Source organism: Parahoeflea olei (assembly GCF_001703635.1).
GTDB classification, from domain to species: domain Bacteria; phylum Pseudomonadota; class Alphaproteobacteria; order Rhizobiales; family Rhizobiaceae; genus Hoeflea; species Hoeflea olei.
The window spans coordinates 152598-170766 of record NZ_LQZT01000002.1; the positions used below are offsets into that span (position 1 = coordinate 152598).

The window sequence follows — 18169 nt, forward strand, 5'->3', positions numbered from 1 at the left end:
TGGCGGCCGCGGCCGCATCAACCGACTGAAACACGCAAGGAACGAACGGGAGAACACGATGCTGGTCTTCGTCTTGCAACGGCTGTGGCAGGCCATTGTCGTCATCCTTGCGATGTCGGTGCTGGTCTTCTGCGGCGTCTATGCCGTCGGCAATCCGATCGACGTGCTGATATCCCCGGATGCGACCCAGGACATCCGTGCGGCGGTGATCGCCCAATACGGCCTCGACCTGCCGCTGTGGCAGCAATATCTCGGCTTCCTGGGGCGCCTGATCCAGGGCGATTTCGGCCATTCCTTCGTCTACAACATGCCGGTCAGCGATCTCATCCTGTCGCGGCTGCCGGCCACGCTGGAACTGACGCTGACGGCGGTGATGTTTGCGAGCCTCGTGGGCATCCCGATCGGCATCTATGCCGGCTACCGGCCGCACAGCCCGGTGTCGCGGGCGATCATGGCGGTATCCATTCTCGGCTTTTCGGTGCCGACCTTCTGGTTCGGGTTGATGCTGATCATGCTGTTCGCGGTGCAGTGCGGCTGCATGCCGGCCGGCGGGCGCGGGGAGACCCTCGACCTATTCGGCGTTCCCTTCAGCTTCCTGACGCTTGACGGGATGCAGCACCTGCTGCTGCCGGCACTCAATCTGGCGCTGTTCAAGTTTTCGCTGATGATCCGCCTCGCCCGCGCCGGCACCCGGGAGGTCATGCTCAGCGACACTGTCAAATTCGCCCGCGCCGCGGGGCTTTCGGAATTCACGGTGCTGTCGCGCCACGTGCTCAGGCTGATCTCGATCCCGCTGGTCACGGTGTTCGGGCTGGAACTCGGCTCGACGCTGGCCTTCGCGGTGGTCACGGAGACGATCTTCTCCTGGCCCGGGCTCGGCAAGCTCATCATCGACAGCATCACCTCGCTCGATCGTCCGGTGATGGTCGCCTACCTGATGCTGGTCGCGCTGTTGTTCATCGTCATCAATCTCGTGGTCGACCTTGCCTATGCGCTGCTCGATCCCCGTCTTAGGAAAGGACGTGCGTGATGCGCGAAACCACGCCGCTCTCCCGCTTCCTGTCTGAATTTTCCAGCAACCGCACCGCCGCGATCGCCGCCGTGGTGGTGCTGCTGATCGTTGCGATTGCCATCCTGGCGCCGCTGGTGGCGCCGCAGGATCCTTATGATCTCGCCAATCTCGTGCTGCGCGATGCGCGCCGGCCGCCCGGCTATGTCGGCACCCAGGGCTATGTCCACTGGCTCGGCACCGACTCACAGGGACGCGACCTGTTGTCGGCGATCATCTACGGCTTGCGCATCTCGCTCGAGATGGGCGTGATCGCCGGCGGCATCGCCTTCCTGATCGGCGCGTTCGTCGGCACCTCGGCAGCCTATGTCGGCGGCCGCTTCGAAAGCCTGATCATGCGGATCATCGATCTGCAGCTGTCGTTTCCGGCAATCCTCCTGGCCTTCGTCATCGCCGCCATGCTCGGTCAGGGGCGCTACCAGTTGATCATGGCGCTGATCTTCGCCCAGTATGCCTATTTCGCCCGCACCGCCCATGGCGCGGCCTCGGCCGAGCGGCAGAAGGACTATGTCGAGGCGGCGCTGTCGGTGCCGCTCTCGCACACCCGGGTGGTGCTCAAGCATATCCTGCCCAATTCGCTGCCGCCGCTGATCGTGGTCGGCACGGTGCAGGTGGCCAGCGCGATCTCGCTCGAAGCCACGCTGTCCTTCCTGGGCGTGGGCCTGCCCCCGACCGAGCCGTCGCTCGGCATGCTGATCGCCAACGGCTTCCAGTATCTTCTGTCCGGGCGCTACTGGATCTCGATCTATCCCGGCATCGCACTGATCCTGTTCATCGTGTCGCTCAACCTGGTCGGCGACCAGATCCGCGACCAGCTCAATCCGAGGCTCCGCCGATGACCGCGCCGCTTCTCGAAGTCACCGATCTCAGGACCTGGTTTGCGACCGCGCGCGGCGAGATCAAGGCCGTCGACGGCGTCTCGTTCACCATCAATCCGGGCGAGGTGCTCGGACTGGTGGGCGAATCGGGGTCGGGCAAGTCGATCACCGGATTCTCGATCATCGGCCTGATCGACGAGCCGGGCCGGATCGTCGAAGGTTCGATCAAGCTCGAAGGGCGGGAGCTGACCGGGCTCTCCGCCTCCGAGTTGCGCCAGATCCGCGGCAAGACCGTCTCGATGGTGTTCCAGGATCCGATGATGACCTTGAACCCGGTGCTGTCGATCGAAACCCAGATCCGGCTGGCGCTCGAAGCCCACGAAAAGATCGGCGCCGACGAAGCGCGCAGGCGCGCGATCGCGGCGCTGGCGCAGGTGCGCATTCCCGATCCGGAGATCAAGGTCGACTATTATCCGCACCAGTTCTCCGGCGGCATGCGCCAGCGGGTGGCGATCGCGATTGCGCTGTTGCACCGCCCCAAGCTCATCATCTGCGACGAGCCGACGACGGCGCTCGACGTCTCGGTGCAGGCGGAGATCCTCTCCGAGATGAAGGAACTGGTGGCCGAACTCGGCACCGCGCTGATCTGGATCAGCCACGATCTCGCGGTGGTCGCCTCGCTTGCCGACCGGGTGGCGGTGATGCGTTACGGCCAGATCGTGGAGACCGGCGCCGCGCTCGACGTGCTCACCCATCCCCGGCACGACTACACCAAGGGCCTGCTCGATGCCTTGCCCTCGCGGGCAAAGCCCGGCGAGATGCTGGCGCGTGGCGCGGACGCGGATGCCGTGCCGCCGCCCCGGGAGGCCGCGACCCATGAGGTTCCGCCGCTCGGCAGTCCCTATCTGGTGATCGAAGACGCCGTGAAGATCTACCAGAAGCCGGCCGGCCTGATCCAGTCGCTGGCGGTCAGGGCCGGCTGGGCCGCACCGGAGCCGATCGTCCGCGCCGTCGATGGCGTAAGCCTGACGCTCCATCGCGGCGAGGTGCTGGGCCTGGTCGGGGAATCGGGCTCCGGCAAATCGACGCTCGGCCGCATGGCCGCGGGTATCTATGCGCCGACGGCCGGCACGGTGCGCCTCAACGGCAAGGCGGTGATGAGCGGGGGCCGCAGCCCCGTCAAGATCACCACCCGCGTCCAGACCATCTTCCAGGACCCGTTCGCCTCGCTCAACGGGCGCATGCGGATCGGCGACATCATCGCCGAGGGGCCGATTGCCCACCGGCTGATCACCCGCAGGGACGCGCCTGATTATGTCGGGCGCTGGCTGGCGGCGGTGGGGCTGGACCCGGCGCTTTCCAACCGCTTTCCGCACCAGTTCTCGGGCGGCCAGCGCCAGCGCATCGCCATCGCCCGGGCGCTCGCCATGCAGCCCGATGTCGTGGTCTGCGACGAGCCGGTTGCCTCGCTCGATGTCTCGATCCAGGCGCAGATCATCAATCTCCTGATCAAGCTGCGCCGCGAACTCGATCTGTCGCTGATCTTCATCAGCCACGACCTGTCGGTGGTCCGGCATCTCTGCGACCGGGTGGCGATCATGTATCGCGGCCGGATCGTGGAGGAGGGCGGCGCGGCCGAAATCTACGACAATCCGCAACACGATTACACCAAACGGCTGCTCGAAGCCGTGCCGGTGCTGCCCGAAGCGGCAGAATAGCAAGGGAAGACGACGAGGATGGAACCCTGGGAATGGGAAGAAGAGACCTGGCGCGGCAAGGTCAACAAGGTCCGGGCCGGCAGGTCGCTGAAACCGAAGGCCTGGAAGGACGGCGCGCGCTGCGCGGTGGCGCTGTCGTTTGACAGCGACCACGAGACCAACGAACTGCGCGACGGCGGCGAATCGATCGGGCGCATGTCGCAGGGCCAGTATGGCAACCGCGTCGGCGTGCCGCGCATTCTCGACGTCCTGGAGAAGGCCGGCGTTCCGGCGACCTTCTTCGTCCCCGCCGTCTGCGCGCTGCTCTATCCGGACGAACAGCGCGACGTGGTGGCGCGGGGCCATGAAGTGGGCCTGCATGGCTGGATCCACGAGGTCAACACCAAGGTGCCGCCCGAGAAGGAGCGCGAGCTTCACCTGCGCGCCGCCGACACGCTGGAAAAGATCACCGGCATCCGCCCGGTCGGCATGCGCACGCCGTCCTGGGATTTTTCCTCGGTCACGCTCGAAATCGAGCGTGAACTCGGCCTTCTCTACGATTCCTCGCTGATGGCCGACGACGACCCCTACGAGATCCTCGAGGACGGCGAGGCGACGGGCATCGTCGAACTGCCGGTCGAGTGGATCCGCGACGATGCGGTCTATTTCAACATGAACCGATTCACGGCGCACCGACCCTACACGCCGCCGCCGGCGGTGCTCGACATCTTCAGGCGTGAGTTCGACCGGGCCTATGCCGAAGGCGGACTGTTCCTGCTGACCATGCATCCGCATGTCACCGGCTATCGCTCGCGCATCTTCATTCTGGAAGAGCTGATCCGGCACATCCAGGGGCATGACGATGTCTGGTTTGGCACCCATGCCGACATCGCCGGCTACGCCAAGGCGCATGGAGGCTGAGATGGGAGCGAAGGTTGCCCTCGTCACCGGCGGCGGTCGCGGCATCGGCCGCGCCTGCGCGCTCGACCTGGCGCGCCACGGCCACGACATCGTATTGGTCGACCTGATCGAAGACGATCTTGCGCGCACGGCCGGGGAGATTGCCGAACTCGGCCGGGAGGCGATGCGTTTCGTCGCGGATGTCGCCGACCACGCCCGCGCGGCCGAGATCCTGGCCAAGGTCGATGAGAGGTTCGGCCGTCTCGACGTGTTGTTCAACAATGCCGGCAAGCCGCAGCCCAAGGGCATCACCGAGATCAGCGAAAGCGAGTTCGACGAGATCATCGCCATCAATCTCAAGGGCGCGTTCAACTATATCCAGCCCTCGGTTGAGCTGATGCGGCGCAATGGCGGCGGCCGGATCGTCAACATGTCGTCGATGAATGCGCATACTGGCGGCGTGACCAGCGCGGTCAGCAGGTTCTCCTACACCGCCGCCAAGGCCGGGATTCTCGGCATGACGCGGGCGCTGGCCAAGGAACTCGGGCCCGAGATCACCGTCAACGCGGTCTGCCCGGGCGTGATCAAGACCGAGCGGTCGAACGCCATGATCGACGCGCGTGAGGCCCAGCTGGCGGCGGGCATCGTCCTGCAGCGGGTCGGCACGCCCGAGGACGTGGCAAGCGTCGTCACCTTCCTCGCGACCGCCGAGCCGAACTTCATGACCGGTCAGGACATTCAGATCGACGGCATGCAGTGGGTCCGCTGACTTACAGCGTCCTTTGCGCATCCGTTCGGATGCGCAAAGGACGCTGTAAAACCTTGAATGAATGCATGTCGTTGTCGTTCAAATGAATACATTTGAACGCGACAGGCATTAGGGGCCGAGGAAGACCGCGCCTGGCTTTCACAGTGCTCAGCCCGGCGACAGGCCGCGCAGCCGTTCGGAGCGGCGGCGCAACAGCTCGACCAGCGTCAAAAGCAGGATCGAAATCACCACGAGAATGGTGGCGACGGCGAGGATCGTCGGGCTGATCTGCTCGCGCAGGCCGGTGAACATCTGCCAGGGCAGGGTCTTCTGCCCGGCCGACCCCACGAACAGCACCACCACCACCTCGTCGAAGGATGTGATGAAGGCGAACAGCCCGCCCGAGATCACGCCGGGCAGGATCAGCGGCATCTGCACCCTAAAGAAGGTGGTGACGGGGTCTGCGCCCATATTGGCGGCGGCGCGCGTGAGCGACTGGTCGAAGCCCACCAGCGTGGCGGTGACGGTGATGATGACGAAGGGAATGCCGAGCGCGGCATGGGCCAGCACCACGCCGATATAGGTGCCCTGCAGGCCGATCCGCGAATAGAAGAAATACATGCCGGCCGCGGAGATGATCAGCGGCACGATCATCGGCGAGATCAGGATGGCCATGATCGCGCGACGGAACGGCACATGCGGCTGCGACAGGCCGATGGCGGCGAGCGTGCCGAGCGTGACCGAAATCAACGTCGCCGCCGGCGCGATCTGCACCGAATTGGCGAGCGCCTGCTGCCAGTCTGGATTGGTGAAGAAATCGCGGTAATGCTTGAGCGAATAGCCTTCGGGATCGAAGGAGAGCATGGCCGGGGTGAAGGTGAAGAAATTCTCGGCGTTGAAGCTGAGCGGGATCACCGTGACGATCGGGGCGATCAGGAAGAAGAAGATCGCCGCGCAGATGAACTTGAAGGTGTTGTGCCACAGCACCTGCAGTGGCGTGGCATAGACCGGCGTGCCGGCGCGGTAGCGGCCGGTCGCAAGCCAGTAGCTCAGCCAGCCGAGCACGAAGCCAATCACCGCGCCGCCGATCAGGCCGCCGGTTCCGGCAAGCGCGAAGCCGGCGAGGGCAAACAGCACTGTGGCCGCGGCGATGCCCGCCCGCGGCGACGGCACGAATTTCGCAAGCACCAGGGAGAGGACGGCGCCGCAGAGGGCGCCCAGCAGCAGGCCGATAAAGGGCGCGTCGTTGGCGGTGCCGACGAGAAAGCCGAACCCGGCGCCGGCGAGCGCCATCAGCGGCAGCACGAAGCGGATCAGGTCGACGGCGGGCTTCTTGAATTTGCGCATCTCTCTATCCCAGGCTCACATTGTCGATGCCCACGATCCGGTCATAGACCCAGTAGAGCACCAGCACGACCGCCAGCAGGATCGTTCCCAATGCGGCCGCGAGGCCCCAGTTGAGCGAGGACGAGATATGGTAGGCGATGCGGTTTGAAATGAAGGTCCCGGTGGTGCCGCCCACCAGTTCGGGCGTGATGTAGTAGCCGATCGACAGGATGAAGACGAGGATCGAGCCCGCGCCGATGCCGGGCACCGATTGCGGGAAATAGACCCGCCAGAAGGCAGTCCAGTCGGTGGCGCCGAGCGACTTGGCGGCGCGCACATAGGAAGGCGGAATGGTCTTCATCACCGAATAGAGCGGCAGGATCATGAAGGGCAGAAGGATATGGGTCATGGCGACGATGGTGCCGAACTGGTTGTTGATCATCACCAGCCGGTCGCCGTCGGCGACGAGGCCGAGCCACACCAGGATGTCGTTGATCACGCCCTGCTGCTGCAACAGCACCTTCCAGGCCGAGGTGCGCACCAGAAGCGAGGTCCAGAACGGCAGCAGCACCAGGATCAGCAGCAGGTTCGAGGTGCGAAGCGGCAGGTTCGACAAAAGATAGGCGATGGGATAGCCGAGCAGGATGCACGAGCCCATGATCACCATGCTCATGAACAGCGTGCGTCCGAACAGGAGCATGTAGATCTGCTGGCTCTCCGGCTGTTCCTCGATGCCGGCGGGGGTGAGCTTGAGATCGACGGAGGAGAGGAAATAGCCGGCGGTATAGGGCGAGGAGAAGGCCTTGATGGTGCCCCAGATCTCGGGGCTCGCCCAGTCCTTGTCGATGTCGATGAACTGTTCCTCGAGCGAGACTGCCTCGAAGCCGTCCACGGCGGCGCGGGCGGCGGCGAGCATGTCGGCGTTCGGGCCGTCATAGGCGGCGACGCGGTCCGCGGGGTGCCGGACCAGGTCCCGGAACAGCATGGGGTAGAGGAAATCCTCGGGCTGTTCCTCGGCGATGTCGTCGTTCTTGCTGACGAGAATGCGTTGCCAGGATGACCAGGCGGAGGCGGTTTCGGGCAGGACTTCCGAGATGCCGGGCGCGTCCATCAGCGCGATCCAGGCGGCCGGGTCTTCCCAGCGCGGATCGAGCGCGATGAACTGGTCGGCATAGATGTCGGTGTCCATGCGTCCCACGCCGCGTCCGGTCTTGCGGAACAGCGAGGACATGCCGGTGGTTTCGTAATTGAGACGGGAGCCGAGCCGGGTGTGGACCTTGAGTTCTTCGGCCTCGGACAGGTCCACATAGAGCGCGGCATAGACGTCTTCGCCGGGCGGCGCGGCCTTGCCGTCGTCATAGCCCCAGTCCTCGAGCGCGATCACGGTGCGCGGCAGTGTCTCCGACACGATCTCGTTTTCGACCGAGCGGAACAGCATGTCGGCGATCGGGGCGATGAAGCTGATCAGCACGAACAGAAGCAGCGGGGCGATCAGCATCAGTGCCCGGATCTTCTGGCGGCGCAGCGCGATCTGCAGGCTCTTCTTGAGGGGCGTGCCGTCCGCGGACAGCATCGGGCCGTTCTGGGTGCTTGGGGTGGCGTCAGTCATGGGGCCGGTTCCGTCCTGCTGTCGCGTCCTGTTGCCTGTCGGGGATGGCGCCGGCAATCCTCAACCGGCGGGCGGGAAGGGGCCGCCAGTGCAGCCCCTTCCGGTCGTCTGGCCGTTACTGTGCGAGCCAGGCCTGGAACTTGGCGTCCAGGTCATCGCGGTAGTCGGCCCACCAGGTGTAGTTGTACAGGAAGGTGTTCTTCGCATTGGCCGGATCGGTTGGCATATGCGGCGCCATCTCGATGCCGAGTTCGGCATGCTTGCCCACCAGCGGCGCCGACGACGAGCGCGCCGGACCGTAGGAGATGTACTTGGCCTGGTCGGCGAGGCGCTGGGTGTCGGTGGCGAACATGAGGAAGTCCTTCACCCGGGCGAGACGCTCCTCGGGCAGGCCGGCGGGGATGATCCAGCCGTCGAGGTCGAACACCTGCGCGTCCCAGAGCATGGCGACCGGCTGGTTCTGCTCTTCGATCAGGCTGAACAGGCGGCCATTGTAGGTCGAGCCCATCACCACTTCGCCGTCGGCGAGCAGCTGCGGGGTGTCGGCGCCCGAAGACCACCAGATCACCTGGTCCTTGATGGTGTCGAGCTTGGCGAGCGCCCGGGCCTGGCCTTCCTCGGTTTCGAGCACGTCATAGACGTCGCCCTTGGCAACGCCGTCGCACAAAAGCGCCCATTCCATGTTGTTGATCGGGCGCTTTTCGAGCGCGCGCTTGCCGGGATATTTCTCGAGGTCGAACACGTCGCAGATATTGGTGGGCGGGGTGTCGCCGACCATGTCGGTGCGGTAGCCGAAGGTGGTCGAATAGACGATCTGCGGAATGTAGCAGTCGCTGACGATCAGGTCGCCGAAATCCTCCGAGGCCGGGGTGCCGTCGGGCGCGGGCGCCAGCAGCTCGTCCGGGTCGTATTCCATCGCCAGGCCTTCGTCGCAGAGCCGGATCGCATCGGCGGCGACGACATCGACCAGATCCCAGGTGATGTTGCCGGCCTCGTTCATGGCGCGCAGCTTGGCGACGGCCTCGTTCGAACTTTCGTCCCAGACGATCTCCACCTCGGGATGTTTCTCCTTGTAGGGCTCCGCATAGGCGTTGATCTGGCTTTTCTGGTAGGCGCCGCCCCAGCTGACGATGGTCATGCTGTCGGCCATCTTAGCGTCCTGCGCCTGCACGCCGGTGGCGGCGAGCGCGGCGCCGCACATCAGGATTGCGAGTTTGGATTTCATGTCTGTTCTCCTTGTTAGGATACCCGTTTATGGTTTTCCCCCGCGGATCGGGCACTCACTTGGGGGCTAGGGGTGGTTCACGCGTCGAGCGCGCGGCAGTCCTGCGGACGCCACCCGATTTCGATCGTCTCTCCCGGCTTGAGCCGGCGCTGATCGGGGGCGTTGCGTGTCTTGACGATGAAGTCGTCGGTACCGGCGACCCTGAGCCGGGTGCGGTAGATATCGCCCATATAGATGAACTCGAGCACTTCGGCCTTGAGCGTATGGGCGTCGGGCAGCAGTCGTTCACGATTGAATTCGACCCGCTCGGGCCGGATCGAGACCAGCGTGCGGTCACCGACCTTGTCGACATTGACGGGCACGGTGTCGATCAGGTCGCCATTGTCGAGCCGCACCAGGGCGCTGTCCGCGTCGATCTTCTCGATCTTGCCCATCAGCGTGTTGTTCTCGCCGATGAACTGGGCCACGAAGCTGTTCTGTGGCTCCTCGTAAAGTTCGTCTGGCGGTGCCAGTTGCTGGATGCGGCCGTCCTGAAACACGGCGACCCGGTCGGACATGGTCAACGCCTCGGTCTGGTCGTGGGTGACATAAACCACGGTGATGCCGAGATTGTCGGCGATGTGCTTGATCTCGAACTGCATGTGTTCGCGCAGCTGCTTGTCGAGCGCGCCGAGCGGCTCGTCCATCAGCACCAGTTCGGCCTCGAACACCAGTGCGCGGGCAAGCGCGATGCGCTGCTGCTGGCCGCCGGACAATTGCGCCGGCCTGCGGCCGCCGAACTCGCCCATCTGCACCATGTCGAGCGCGCGGCGGACCTTGGTCTCGCGCTCGGCCTTGCCGATCTTGCGCACCTCGAGCGGAAAGGACAGGTTTTCGGCCACCGTCATGTGCGGAAACAGGGCGTAGTTCTGGAACACCATGCCGATGCCGCGCTTGTGCGGCGGGATGTTGTTGATCTCCTTGCCGCCGAGCCGGATGGCGCCGTTGGTGGCGGTCTCGAAGCCGGCCAGCATCATCAGGCAGGTGGTCTTTCCGGAGCCGGACGGCCCGAGCATGGTGAGGAACTCGCCCTTGGCGATGGAGAGGTTGAGATCTTTGACGACGAGATTTTCCCCGTCATAGCTTTTCTGCACGCCGTCGAACACGACGAAGCCGTCATCCGTGTTGGTTGATACCAAAACACGCTCCTAACTGACTGCGGGCCTTTGTTGCCCTTCCCCTTGCCGGCGGTTCAGCAATTGTTTGCCGATTATCCGCACGATCGATCGAATTGGCGTTCCTTTTTTGAACGCTCTTTATGTTTACAGATCACGGCAGTGCTGTCCACCCGCTCGTTCCAATTGATCATCCATTTCCTAAAGTGGATATTTTTCAGGGAATTACGTTGAATGGAGGGTGACTGTGCGACAGCGATCCATTGCGATGGAAAAGCAATTCCTTGCGTTGCTGTCGGGCAGATACGGATCTGGGGTGCAGATGCGGTCTCCTTTCGTCGGTTGCGGCGCAGCCGCCCGGATGGTCCGGCCCTGATAGCCGGCCCCTCCTGCCGCAGATGCGCCCCGAAGCCAAACCGGGCAGGCTGTCGGCCTGCCCGGTCCCGGCGCTGCGGTGCGGCTCTGAAGGGGCGCCTAGAGGCTTGCGGACAGGCCTCGGGGGTGCCGGGCGCACCGGTTTTGCGCACGCGGTGGGCGGCTGTCGGGCTGGTCATGCGACACGGGCATGCCGGGCTCGGCAAGCAGGCGGTCCAGCCGCGCGGCGCAGGGCCGAGGGCAATCCCGGCACCGCGGAGACCGTTTCGCCCTCGCGGCCGGCCTCGGCACGAGCCTGAGGGGCGACACCGCGGTCATGCCGCGATCCTGAGCCGGCTTGCGAGAGCCCGGAATGCTGCCGCGGGCAGGCTTGGGCGCACGGCGAACTCGATCACCGCGTTGAAGACCTCCGCCGGAGCGCCTCTCTGCATGCCGCCGAGCAGGGCCTCGCGTTCGGCCGGGTTCATGGCCGGGATCATGGCGCGCATGAAGGCCATGTTCTTCTCGGGCGGGATCGAGCCGATGATCCGCCTCTCGATGTCCATCAGCTCGTCGTCGGTAAACGCGCCCCACAGCGCCGGGGCGGTCACGGTTTCTTCCTCGTGCATGTGTGCGAGGTCGTCGGCCAGATAGGCAGCAAAGGCGAGGTAGAGCTTGCGGCAGGCGGCGCGGCGCTCTGCGGGAGCGGCGCTTTCGATCTCCTGGGCGAGCGCTTCGAGGGCCGCGAAATCGCGGCGGTGGTCGTCGTGCTGATGGTCGACCGTCGCGGTGGAGACGCCGCGCGCCTGCAGCGCCTGATGGATGTGCAGATCCTCGTGCATCACGTGGCTGGCGGCGAGATCGAGATAGAGCCGCAGCATCGACAGCACGGCTTCTGTCTCCCCGGCGTCGGCGAAATCGACCGACCCCAGTCGCAGCAGCAGCTCGCAGCCGGCCCGGCGCAGGCCCTTGTGCACGCCGCCATAGAGATCGTAGCGGGTCTTGAGGTCGGCAATCTCGGTGAGACAAGTGTGTTCGTTCATGGCAATGCTCCGTTTCGGGGTGAAGCCGGTTGGTTCGGCCGATGGGAGCGGAATAGACGGCGGCGGGACGTGCCGCTTCCTAAATGCTTGCTAAGCGCCGATGCGGCGTTGCTAAATCTTTCCTAAGTTTCTACTGATTGGCGATTGCGGGAGGGCAGGCGATGCTTGAAACCGATGTGGCGCGTTTCATCCAGGGCCGTGTCATGAGTCTCATCGCCACGCGCAACCAGGCGCATCGTCCGATGATCGGCCGCGGCACCGGTGCGCGCTTCGATCCCGACAGCGGCGAGATCTCGGTTCTGGTTTCGCGCAGCCAGTGGCCGGAGGCGGTGGCCTGGGCCCGGCCGGGCCTGCCAATCTCGACCACCCATGTGAAGCCCGACGATTATCAGGCCTACCAGATCAAGGGGATCATCACCGGCGTGCGGCCGGCAACGGCGGCCGAAAGTGCGCAGGGCAGCCGCTATGTGGCGGAGATGCTCGAGACGCTCGGCGGGCTTGGGGTCACCCGGCTGCAGCTGTCGAGCACCTTGAGCGACCATGAACTGGTGCGGGTCAGCTTCCTGCCCTGCGACCTGTTCGTGCAGACGCCGGGACCGGCGGCCGGACGGCGCCTGACCGACGGGTTCCCGGCGCCATGATCCGACTCGGAGACATCCGCGATTCGCTGGAAGGCGTGATCCCGTCGGTGATCGCCACCACCGACACGGAGGGGATGCCCAACATCTCCTATCTGTCCCATGTCCATTTCGTCGATGACCGGCATGTGGCGCTCTCCAACCAGTTCTTTTCCAAGACCGCCGCCAATGTCGCGAGCAACGGGCGCGCCACGGTGATGGTCGTCGACGGCTCGACCGGGCAACAGCACATCATGGACCTGGTCTTCGAGCGATCGGAGACGGAAGGCGAGGTTTTCGACCGGGTGGCGGCCCAGCTTGCGGTGGTCAGCCGGGAACAGGGCATGGGCGACGTGATGAAGCTCAGGGCGCTCGACGTGTACCGGGTGATGGACTGCCGCGCGGTGCCGCCGGCCAATCCGCTGGAACTGCCGCAGCCGCGGGAAACTGAGGCCCGCGACCATCTTGCCATGACCGGGCGGCTCAGCGCCATACTGGCCGCGACAAGCGATGCAGAGCAGGCGCTGGACCGGACGCTGGAAGGGCTCGAGACCCTGTTCGGGTTCAGCCACACGATGGTGCTGCTTGCCGATGCGGCGCGGGGCCAGCTGACCACGATCGCGAGCCGCGGCTATGACCGTTTCGGCTTCGGGGCGGAAGCGGCCTTCGGCACGGGCAGCATCGGCATGGCCGCGCAGGCACGGGTTCCGGTCCGCATCAGCGTCATGAGCCGGGGCCAGCGCTATGTGAGCGCCGTCAGGTCGACCAGCGGGCTGGGCGGCGATGGCCGGCTTGCCCTGCCGGCCATCGCGTCGCCCTCGAGCCAGCTTGCCGTGCCGATGCTGGTCCAGGATCGTCTGCTCGGGGTGATCTTTACCGAATCGGACAGGCCCTTCGCGTTTCGCCATGCCGACGAGGAGGCGCTTGTCATCACCGGCAGGCAACTGGCGTTGACGCTGATGCTCGCCGAGCAGCTGGCACGTGGGCCGAGCGCCGTCCCGCCACGGGCGGGCGATCGGGTGACGGCAACCGCAACCGGGCCAGCGATCCGCGTGCGCTATTACAGCCGCGACGGCTCGATCTTCCTGGATGACGAATACCTGATCCGCGGTGTGCCAGGCCGCCTGCTGCATCATTTTCTCGGCGACTATCTCGCCACCGGGCGCCGGGACTTCCTCAACAGGGAAATCCGCCGCGACCGCTCCCTGCTGCTGCCGGATTACAAGGACAATCTGGAGACGCGGCTGATCCTGCTGCGCCGGCGGCTCGAGGAAAAGGGCGGGCCGATCCGGCTGGTGCGCGCCGACCGCGGCCGGCTCCGGCTCGAGATCGACGGGGTGCCGGAGCTGACCGTCATCGACGACGCCTAACAGCCCTTCAGGCCGGTGCCCGCGCAAACGAAAACGGCCGCGCCCGAGGGCGCGGCCGTTGGGCCGATTGGAGTGGCGGGCCGCCCGCAGCGATCCTAGCTCTCCGCAGGCGCGGGTGCTGCCTGCTCCTTCTTCTTGTTGCGCCGGGTGACCAGCACGAAGAACAGCGGCACGAACAGAATGCCGAGCACGGTGCCCGTCAGCGTGCCGCCGAGCACGCTGGTGCCGATGGCGTTGCGCCCGCCGGAGCCGGCGCCGGTGCTGATGACCAGCGGCAGCACGCCGAGCGAAAACGCCATCGAGGTCATGATGATCGGCCGGAAGCGCTGGCGCGCGGCTTCGCGGACGGCCTCGAACAAGGACTCCCCGGCCTCGAAGCGTTCGCGGGCGAATTCCACGATCAGGATCGCGTTCTTGCCCGTCAGCCCCACCACGGTGAGCAGGCCCACCTGGAAGAACACGCCGTTCTGATAGCCGCCGAACAGGGTCCACAAAACCGCGCCGAGGATGCCGACCGGCATCACCAGCATGACGGCGAAGGGAATCGACCAGCTCTCGTAGAGCGCGGCCAGGCAGAGGAACACCGCCGCCAGCGACAGCGCATAGAGCAGCGGCGCCTGGTTGCCGGACTGGCGTTCCTCGAGCGACAGGCCGGTCCAGGCCACTTCGTAGCCTGGTAACTGGGCGGCCAGGCGTTCGATTTCGGCCATCGCCTCGCCGGTGGTCACGCCCGGGGCGGGCGATCCCTGGATCTGCATGGCCGCGACCGCGTTGTAGCGGTTCAGACCCTGCGGACCGAAGGTCCAGCTGCCTTCGGCAAAGTTGGCGAAGGGCACCAGCCCGCCGCTCGAATTGCGCACCTTCCACTTGGCCAGATCCGAGGGAAGCGCGCGGGAATCGCCTTCGCCCTGGATGTAGACGCGCTTGATCCGGTCGCGGTCGACGAAGTCGTTTACATAGCTGCCGGCCCAGGCGACGCGGAGCACCTGGGCGACGTCGGAGGCCGTGACCCCCATGGCGCCGGCGGCCCGCCAGTCGATGTCGAGGTGGTACTGGGACGCATCCTCGAGGCCGTTCGGACGCGCGGAGGCGATCAGCGGGCTTTGCGCGGCCATGCCGAGCAACTGGTTGCGCGCTTCGAGCAACTGGTCGTGGCTCTGGCCGTCGCGGGCCTCGAGATAGAAGTCGAAGCCGCTCATGATGCCGAGTTCAGGAACCGAGGGCGGCACGATCGGGAACACCATGGCGTCCTGGATGGCCATCAGCGCCGGGAAGGCGCGCCCGGCGATCGCCTGGGCGCTTTGCCCCGGCGATTTGCGCTCTTCCCAGTCCTTCAGGCGGACGAAGGCAAGACCCATGTTCTGGCCCTGTCCGGCAAAGGAGAAGCCGACGACGCCGAACATGCTGTCGACGCTCTCCGACTCGTTGTCGAGGAAGTGCCGCTCGACCTGATTGAGGACCTTCTGCGTGCGTTCCGCCGTGGCCCCGGTGGGGGCTTGCACGAGCACGAGCAGGATGCCCTGGTCCTCGTCGGGCAGGAATGCCGTCGGGGTCTGCATGAAGCTCCAGACCAGGCCGCCGACGAGGCACAGATAGATCAGGCCGACGCGCAGCGGCCGGCGGATGATCCAGCCGACGGTGCCGCCATAGCCGCGGCTCACCCGTTCGAAGCCGCGGTTGAACCAGCCCGCAGGGCCGGTCTTGGCGTGCTGGGCTGCCTTGGAGGTGAGCAAGGTGGCGCAGAGCGCCGGGGTGAGTGTCAGCGCCACCAGCACCGACAGACCCATGGCCGAGACGATGGTGATCGAGAACTGCTGGTAGATGACCCCGGTCGAGCCGCCGAAGAACGCCATGGGGACGAACACCGCCGACAGCACCAGGGCGATCCCGATCAGGGCGCCGGTGATCTGGCCCATCGACTTGCGCGTCGCTTCGAGCGGTGGCAGTCCCTCCTCCTCCATGATGCGCTCGACGTTCTCGACCACCACGATGGCGTCGTCGACGAGAAGGCCGATGGCGAGCACCATGGCGAGCATGGTCAGCGTGTTGATGGAGAAGCCGGCCGCGGCGAGGATGCCGAAGGTGCCGAGCAGCACCACCGGCACCGCGAGCGTCGGGATCAGCGTTGCGCGGAAATTCTGCAGGAACAGCAGCATCACCAGGAACACGAGCACGATGGCCTCGGCCAGCGTCTTGATCACTTCGCCGATGGAGATCTGGATGAAGGGCGTGGTGTCGTAGGGCACGACATAGGTCACGCCTTCGGGGAAGAAGGCCGAGGCTTCCTCGATCTTCGCCTTCACCAGTTCGGCGGTGTTGAGCGCGTTCGCGCCGGCCGCGAGCCTGATGGCCATGCCGGTCGAAGGGTTGCCGTTGTAGCGGGCGATGGTGGAATAGTTCTCGGCGCCGATTTCGACCCGGGCGATGTCCTTGAGGAGCACCAGGCCGCCATCGGTTGCCGCGCGAACGACGATGCCCTCGAAATCCTCAGGCGTGGTCAGCAGCGACTGCGCGGTGATGGTGGCGTTGAGCTGCTGGCCCTCGACCGTCGGCAGGGTGCCGAAGGCGCCGGCCGAGATCTGGGCGTTCTGCGCCGAGACCGCGTTGACGACATCCTGGGGGGCAAGCTCGTAGGCTGCGAGCTTGACCGGGTCGAGCCAGATGCGCATGGCGTATTTGGCGCCGAACACCTGCACTTCGCCGACGCCTTCGAGGCGGCTGAACTCATCGACCAGGTTGGTGTTGAGATAGTCGGACAGGTCGGTCTCGTCGAGCGCGCCATTTTCCGAGATGAGCGCGATCACCATCAGGAAGCTTGCCGAGGACTTCTGCACCGTCACGCCCAGGCGCTGGACGGTTTCGGGCAGCAGGGTCAGCGCCTGGGACAGCTTGTTCTGCACCTGCACCTGGGCAATGTCGGGATCGACGCCGGTTTCGAAGGTGAGCGTGATCGACGCCGTGCCGGCCGAGGTGGAGCTCGACGAGAAATATCTCAGGCCGTCGAGCCCGGTCAGCCGTTGCTCGATGACCTGTGTCACCGTGTTGGCGACGGTTTGCGCGGACGCGCCGGGATAATTTGCCGAGATCGAGATCGTCGGGGGCGCGATCTGCGGATACTGCGAGACCGGAAGCGTGAGAATGGACAGCACGCCCGCACCCATGATGATGATCGATATCACCCAGGCGAAGATCGGCCGGTCGATGAAAAAGCGTGCCATGGTGGTCTCCGCGGGATCAGTTCTGGGCCGGCTCGGCGGCACGTTCTTCCGGGGCCACCGTGGCTCCCGGTGCAATCTTCTGAAGGCCTTCGACGATCACGCGGTCGCCGGACTTGATGCCGTCGGTGACGATCCAGTCCGAACCACGGTCGCTGATGACCGTCAGGGTGCGCTGCTCGACCACATTGTCGGGGCCGACCACCATCGCCGTGGGATCGCCGCGGCGATTGCGCGAGACGCCTTCCTGGGGCACCAGGACGGCGCCCTGGATGACGCCCTGCGGCATCTCGACCTGGACATACATGCCCGGCAGCAGCATTTCGTCGGGATTGGAGAACTGGAGCCTGAGCGTGACCACGCCGGTCTGTTCGTCGACATGCGGTTCGGCGGCGGTCAGTTCGCCGGTCTGGTCGAACACGGTGCGGTCGGCGAGCATCAGCTGGACCTTGGTGTCGGCGTTCTTGCCGGCCATCAGCGGACCCTGGCGCTTCCAGCGGACCAGGTCGGCGGCCGATTGCGCGACGTCGACATAGACCGGATCGAGCTTGCGGATCACCGCCAGCGGGGCGGTCTGGCCGGAAATGACGAGCGCGCCCTGGGTGGTCAGCGAACGGCCGATCTTGCCCGACAGCTGGGCGCGGATCGTGGTCCGCTCCAGGTCGATATTGGCGGCGAGCAGTTTTGCCTGGGCGACCTGCAGCGCGGCGTCGGCAATGTCGCGGGTGGTGATGGCGGAGTCGAGCGCCTGTTCACTGGTCACGTTGCTCTTGCGCAGGGCTTCCATGCGCTTGAGTTCGCGGTTGGCCGAATCGAGGCCCGCTTGCGCCTCGGCGACAGCGGCCTCCGCAGCCACGACCTGGGCGCGATAGGTCGAGGGATCGATCCGGTAGAGAATGTCGCCTTCCTTGACGGCGGACCCTTCGTCGAACAGGCGTTCCATGATGATGCCGTTGACCTGGGGGCGGACTTCGGCGACGCCCGAGGCGACGACGCGCCCGGGCAGCGTGGAGGTCACCGTGCC

The 18169-nt window shown here is 65.5% G+C and carries 14 protein-coding genes; 7 read left to right on the forward strand and 7 right to left on the reverse strand.

Features of this window, described 5'->3' with window-relative positions; all coding sequences use genetic code 11:
• Positions 1 to 58: 58 nt before the first annotated feature.
• Genes AWJ14_RS03855 through AWJ14_RS03875 form a run of 5 tightly spaced genes read left to right on the forward strand, consistent with a single transcriptional unit; the run spans position 59 to position 5253 of the window.
• Entirely contained in the window at positions 59 to 1030 is a 972-nt protein-coding gene (locus tag AWJ14_RS03855; RefSeq protein ID WP_066175161.1) for an ABC transporter permease, read from the forward strand.
• Entirely contained in the window at positions 1030 to 1908 is an 879-nt protein-coding gene (locus AWJ14_RS03860) for an ABC transporter permease (protein ID WP_066175162.1), read from the forward strand. Before AWJ14_RS03855 ends, AWJ14_RS03860 begins: the two co-directional genes overlap by 1 nt.
• Positions 1905 to 3605, forward strand: coding sequence for a dipeptide ABC transporter ATP-binding protein (locus AWJ14_RS03865; protein ID WP_066175163.1), 1701 nt, complete (start codon positions 1905 to 1907; stop codon positions 3603 to 3605). The genes AWJ14_RS03860 and AWJ14_RS03865 overlap by 4 nt, the downstream gene beginning before the upstream one ends.
• Before the next feature lie 18 nt (positions 3606 to 3623).
• A complete protein-coding gene (locus AWJ14_RS03870; RefSeq protein WP_066175165.1) occupies positions 3624 to 4505 on the forward strand; it encodes a polysaccharide deacetylase family protein in 882 nt (293 codons plus the stop codon).
• Between the two features lies 1 nt (position 4506).
• The gene (locus AWJ14_RS03875; RefSeq protein ID WP_245304119.1) at positions 4507 to 5253 is read left to right on the forward strand and encodes an SDR family NAD(P)-dependent oxidoreductase; all 747 of its coding nucleotides are present in this window, start codon (positions 4507 to 4509) and stop codon (positions 5251 to 5253) included.
• Between the two features lie 147 nt (positions 5254 to 5400).
• Here the strand turns inward: AWJ14_RS03875 and AWJ14_RS03880 are convergent, their stop codons facing one another.
• The 5 genes from AWJ14_RS03880 to AWJ14_RS03900 form a co-directional block, all read right to left on the reverse strand.
• Positions 5401 to 6225, reverse strand: coding sequence for an ABC transporter permease (locus AWJ14_RS03880; protein ID WP_245304124.1), 825 nt, complete (start codon positions 6223 to 6225; stop codon positions 5401 to 5403).
• 358 nt (positions 6226 to 6583) lie between these two features.
• Positions 6584 to 8167, reverse strand: coding sequence for an ABC transporter permease (locus tag AWJ14_RS03885; RefSeq protein ID WP_066175170.1), 1584 nt, complete (start codon positions 8165 to 8167; stop codon positions 6584 to 6586).
• 115 nt (positions 8168 to 8282) lie between these two features.
• Complete coding sequence (locus AWJ14_RS03890) at positions 8283 to 9392, reverse strand: extracellular solute-binding protein (RefSeq protein ID WP_066175172.1); 1110 nt, start codon at positions 9390 to 9392, stop codon at positions 8283 to 8285.
• A 77-nt stretch (positions 9393 to 9469) separates the two neighbouring features.
• Complete coding sequence (locus AWJ14_RS03895; protein ID WP_066175174.1) at positions 9470 to 10570, reverse strand: ABC transporter ATP-binding protein; 1101 nt, start codon at positions 10568 to 10570, stop codon at positions 9470 to 9472.
• A 665-nt stretch (positions 10571 to 11235) separates the two neighbouring features.
• On the reverse strand, positions 11236 to 11943 hold the full coding sequence (locus AWJ14_RS03900) for a hemerythrin domain-containing protein (RefSeq protein ID WP_066175176.1): 708 nt from the start codon (positions 11941 to 11943) through the stop codon (positions 11236 to 11238).
• Between the two features lie 161 nt (positions 11944 to 12104).
• On the opposite strand from AWJ14_RS03900, the gene AWJ14_RS03905 reads away from it, so the two are divergent.
• Entirely contained in the window at positions 12105 to 12584 is a 480-nt protein-coding gene (locus tag AWJ14_RS03905; protein ID WP_066175177.1) for a hypothetical protein, read from the forward strand.
• Positions 12581 to 13930, forward strand: coding sequence for a GAF domain-containing protein (locus AWJ14_RS03910; protein WP_066175179.1), 1350 nt, complete (start codon positions 12581 to 12583; stop codon positions 13928 to 13930). The genes AWJ14_RS03905 and AWJ14_RS03910 overlap by 4 nt, the downstream gene beginning before the upstream one ends.
• Positions 13931 to 14025: 95 nt before the next feature.
• Here AWJ14_RS03910 and AWJ14_RS03915 read toward each other — a convergent pair whose 3' ends face one another.
• Positions 14026 to 17148 carry an efflux RND transporter permease subunit gene (locus tag AWJ14_RS03915; protein ID WP_066175180.1) on the reverse strand — a complete coding sequence of 1041 codons (3123 nt, stop codon included), beginning with the start codon at positions 17146 to 17148 and terminating at the stop codon, positions 14026 to 14028.
• A gap of 16 nt (positions 17149 to 17164) precedes the next feature.
• Positions 17165 to 18169 (reverse strand): efflux RND transporter periplasmic adaptor subunit (locus tag AWJ14_RS03920; protein ID WP_066175228.1); only part of this gene is annotated, 1005 nt, incomplete at its 5' end.

Excerpts from the sequence above, each read along its gene's own strand:
- AWJ14_RS03865 (WP_066175163.1), top strand. The coding sequence starts at position 1,905 with ATGACCGCGCCGCTTCTCGAAGTCACCGATCTCAGGACCTGGTTTGCG.
- AWJ14_RS03875 (WP_245304119.1), top strand. The coding sequence starts at position 4,507 with ATGGGAGCGAAGGTTGCCCTCGTCACCGGCGGCGGTCGCGGCATCGGC.
- AWJ14_RS03900 (WP_066175176.1), bottom strand. The coding sequence starts at position 11,943 with ATGAACGAACACACTTGTCTCACCGAGATTGCCGACCTCAAGACCCGC.
- AWJ14_RS03855 (WP_066175161.1), top strand. The coding sequence starts at position 59 with ATGCTGGTCTTCGTCTTGCAACGGCTGTGGCAGGCCATTGTCGTCATC.
- AWJ14_RS03860 (WP_066175162.1), top strand. The coding sequence starts at position 1,030 with ATGCGCGAAACCACGCCGCTCTCCCGCTTCCTGTCTGAATTTTCCAGC.
- AWJ14_RS03870 (WP_066175165.1), top strand. The coding sequence starts at position 3,624 with ATGGAACCCTGGGAATGGGAAGAAGAGACCTGGCGCGGCAAGGTCAAC.
- AWJ14_RS03885 (WP_066175170.1), bottom strand. The coding sequence starts at position 8,167 with ATGACTGACGCCACCCCAAGCACCCAGAACGGCCCGATGCTGTCCGCG.
- AWJ14_RS03915 (WP_066175180.1), bottom strand. The coding sequence starts at position 17,148 with ATGGCACGCTTTTTCATCGACCGGCCGATCTTCGCCTGGGTGATATCG.
- AWJ14_RS03910 (WP_066175179.1), top strand. The coding sequence starts at position 12,581 with ATGATCCGACTCGGAGACATCCGCGATTCGCTGGAAGGCGTGATCCCG.
- AWJ14_RS03890 (WP_066175172.1), bottom strand. The coding sequence starts at position 9,392 with ATGAAATCCAAACTCGCAATCCTGATGTGCGGCGCCGCGCTCGCCGCC.
- AWJ14_RS03905 (WP_066175177.1), top strand. The coding sequence starts at position 12,105 with ATGCTTGAAACCGATGTGGCGCGTTTCATCCAGGGCCGTGTCATGAGT.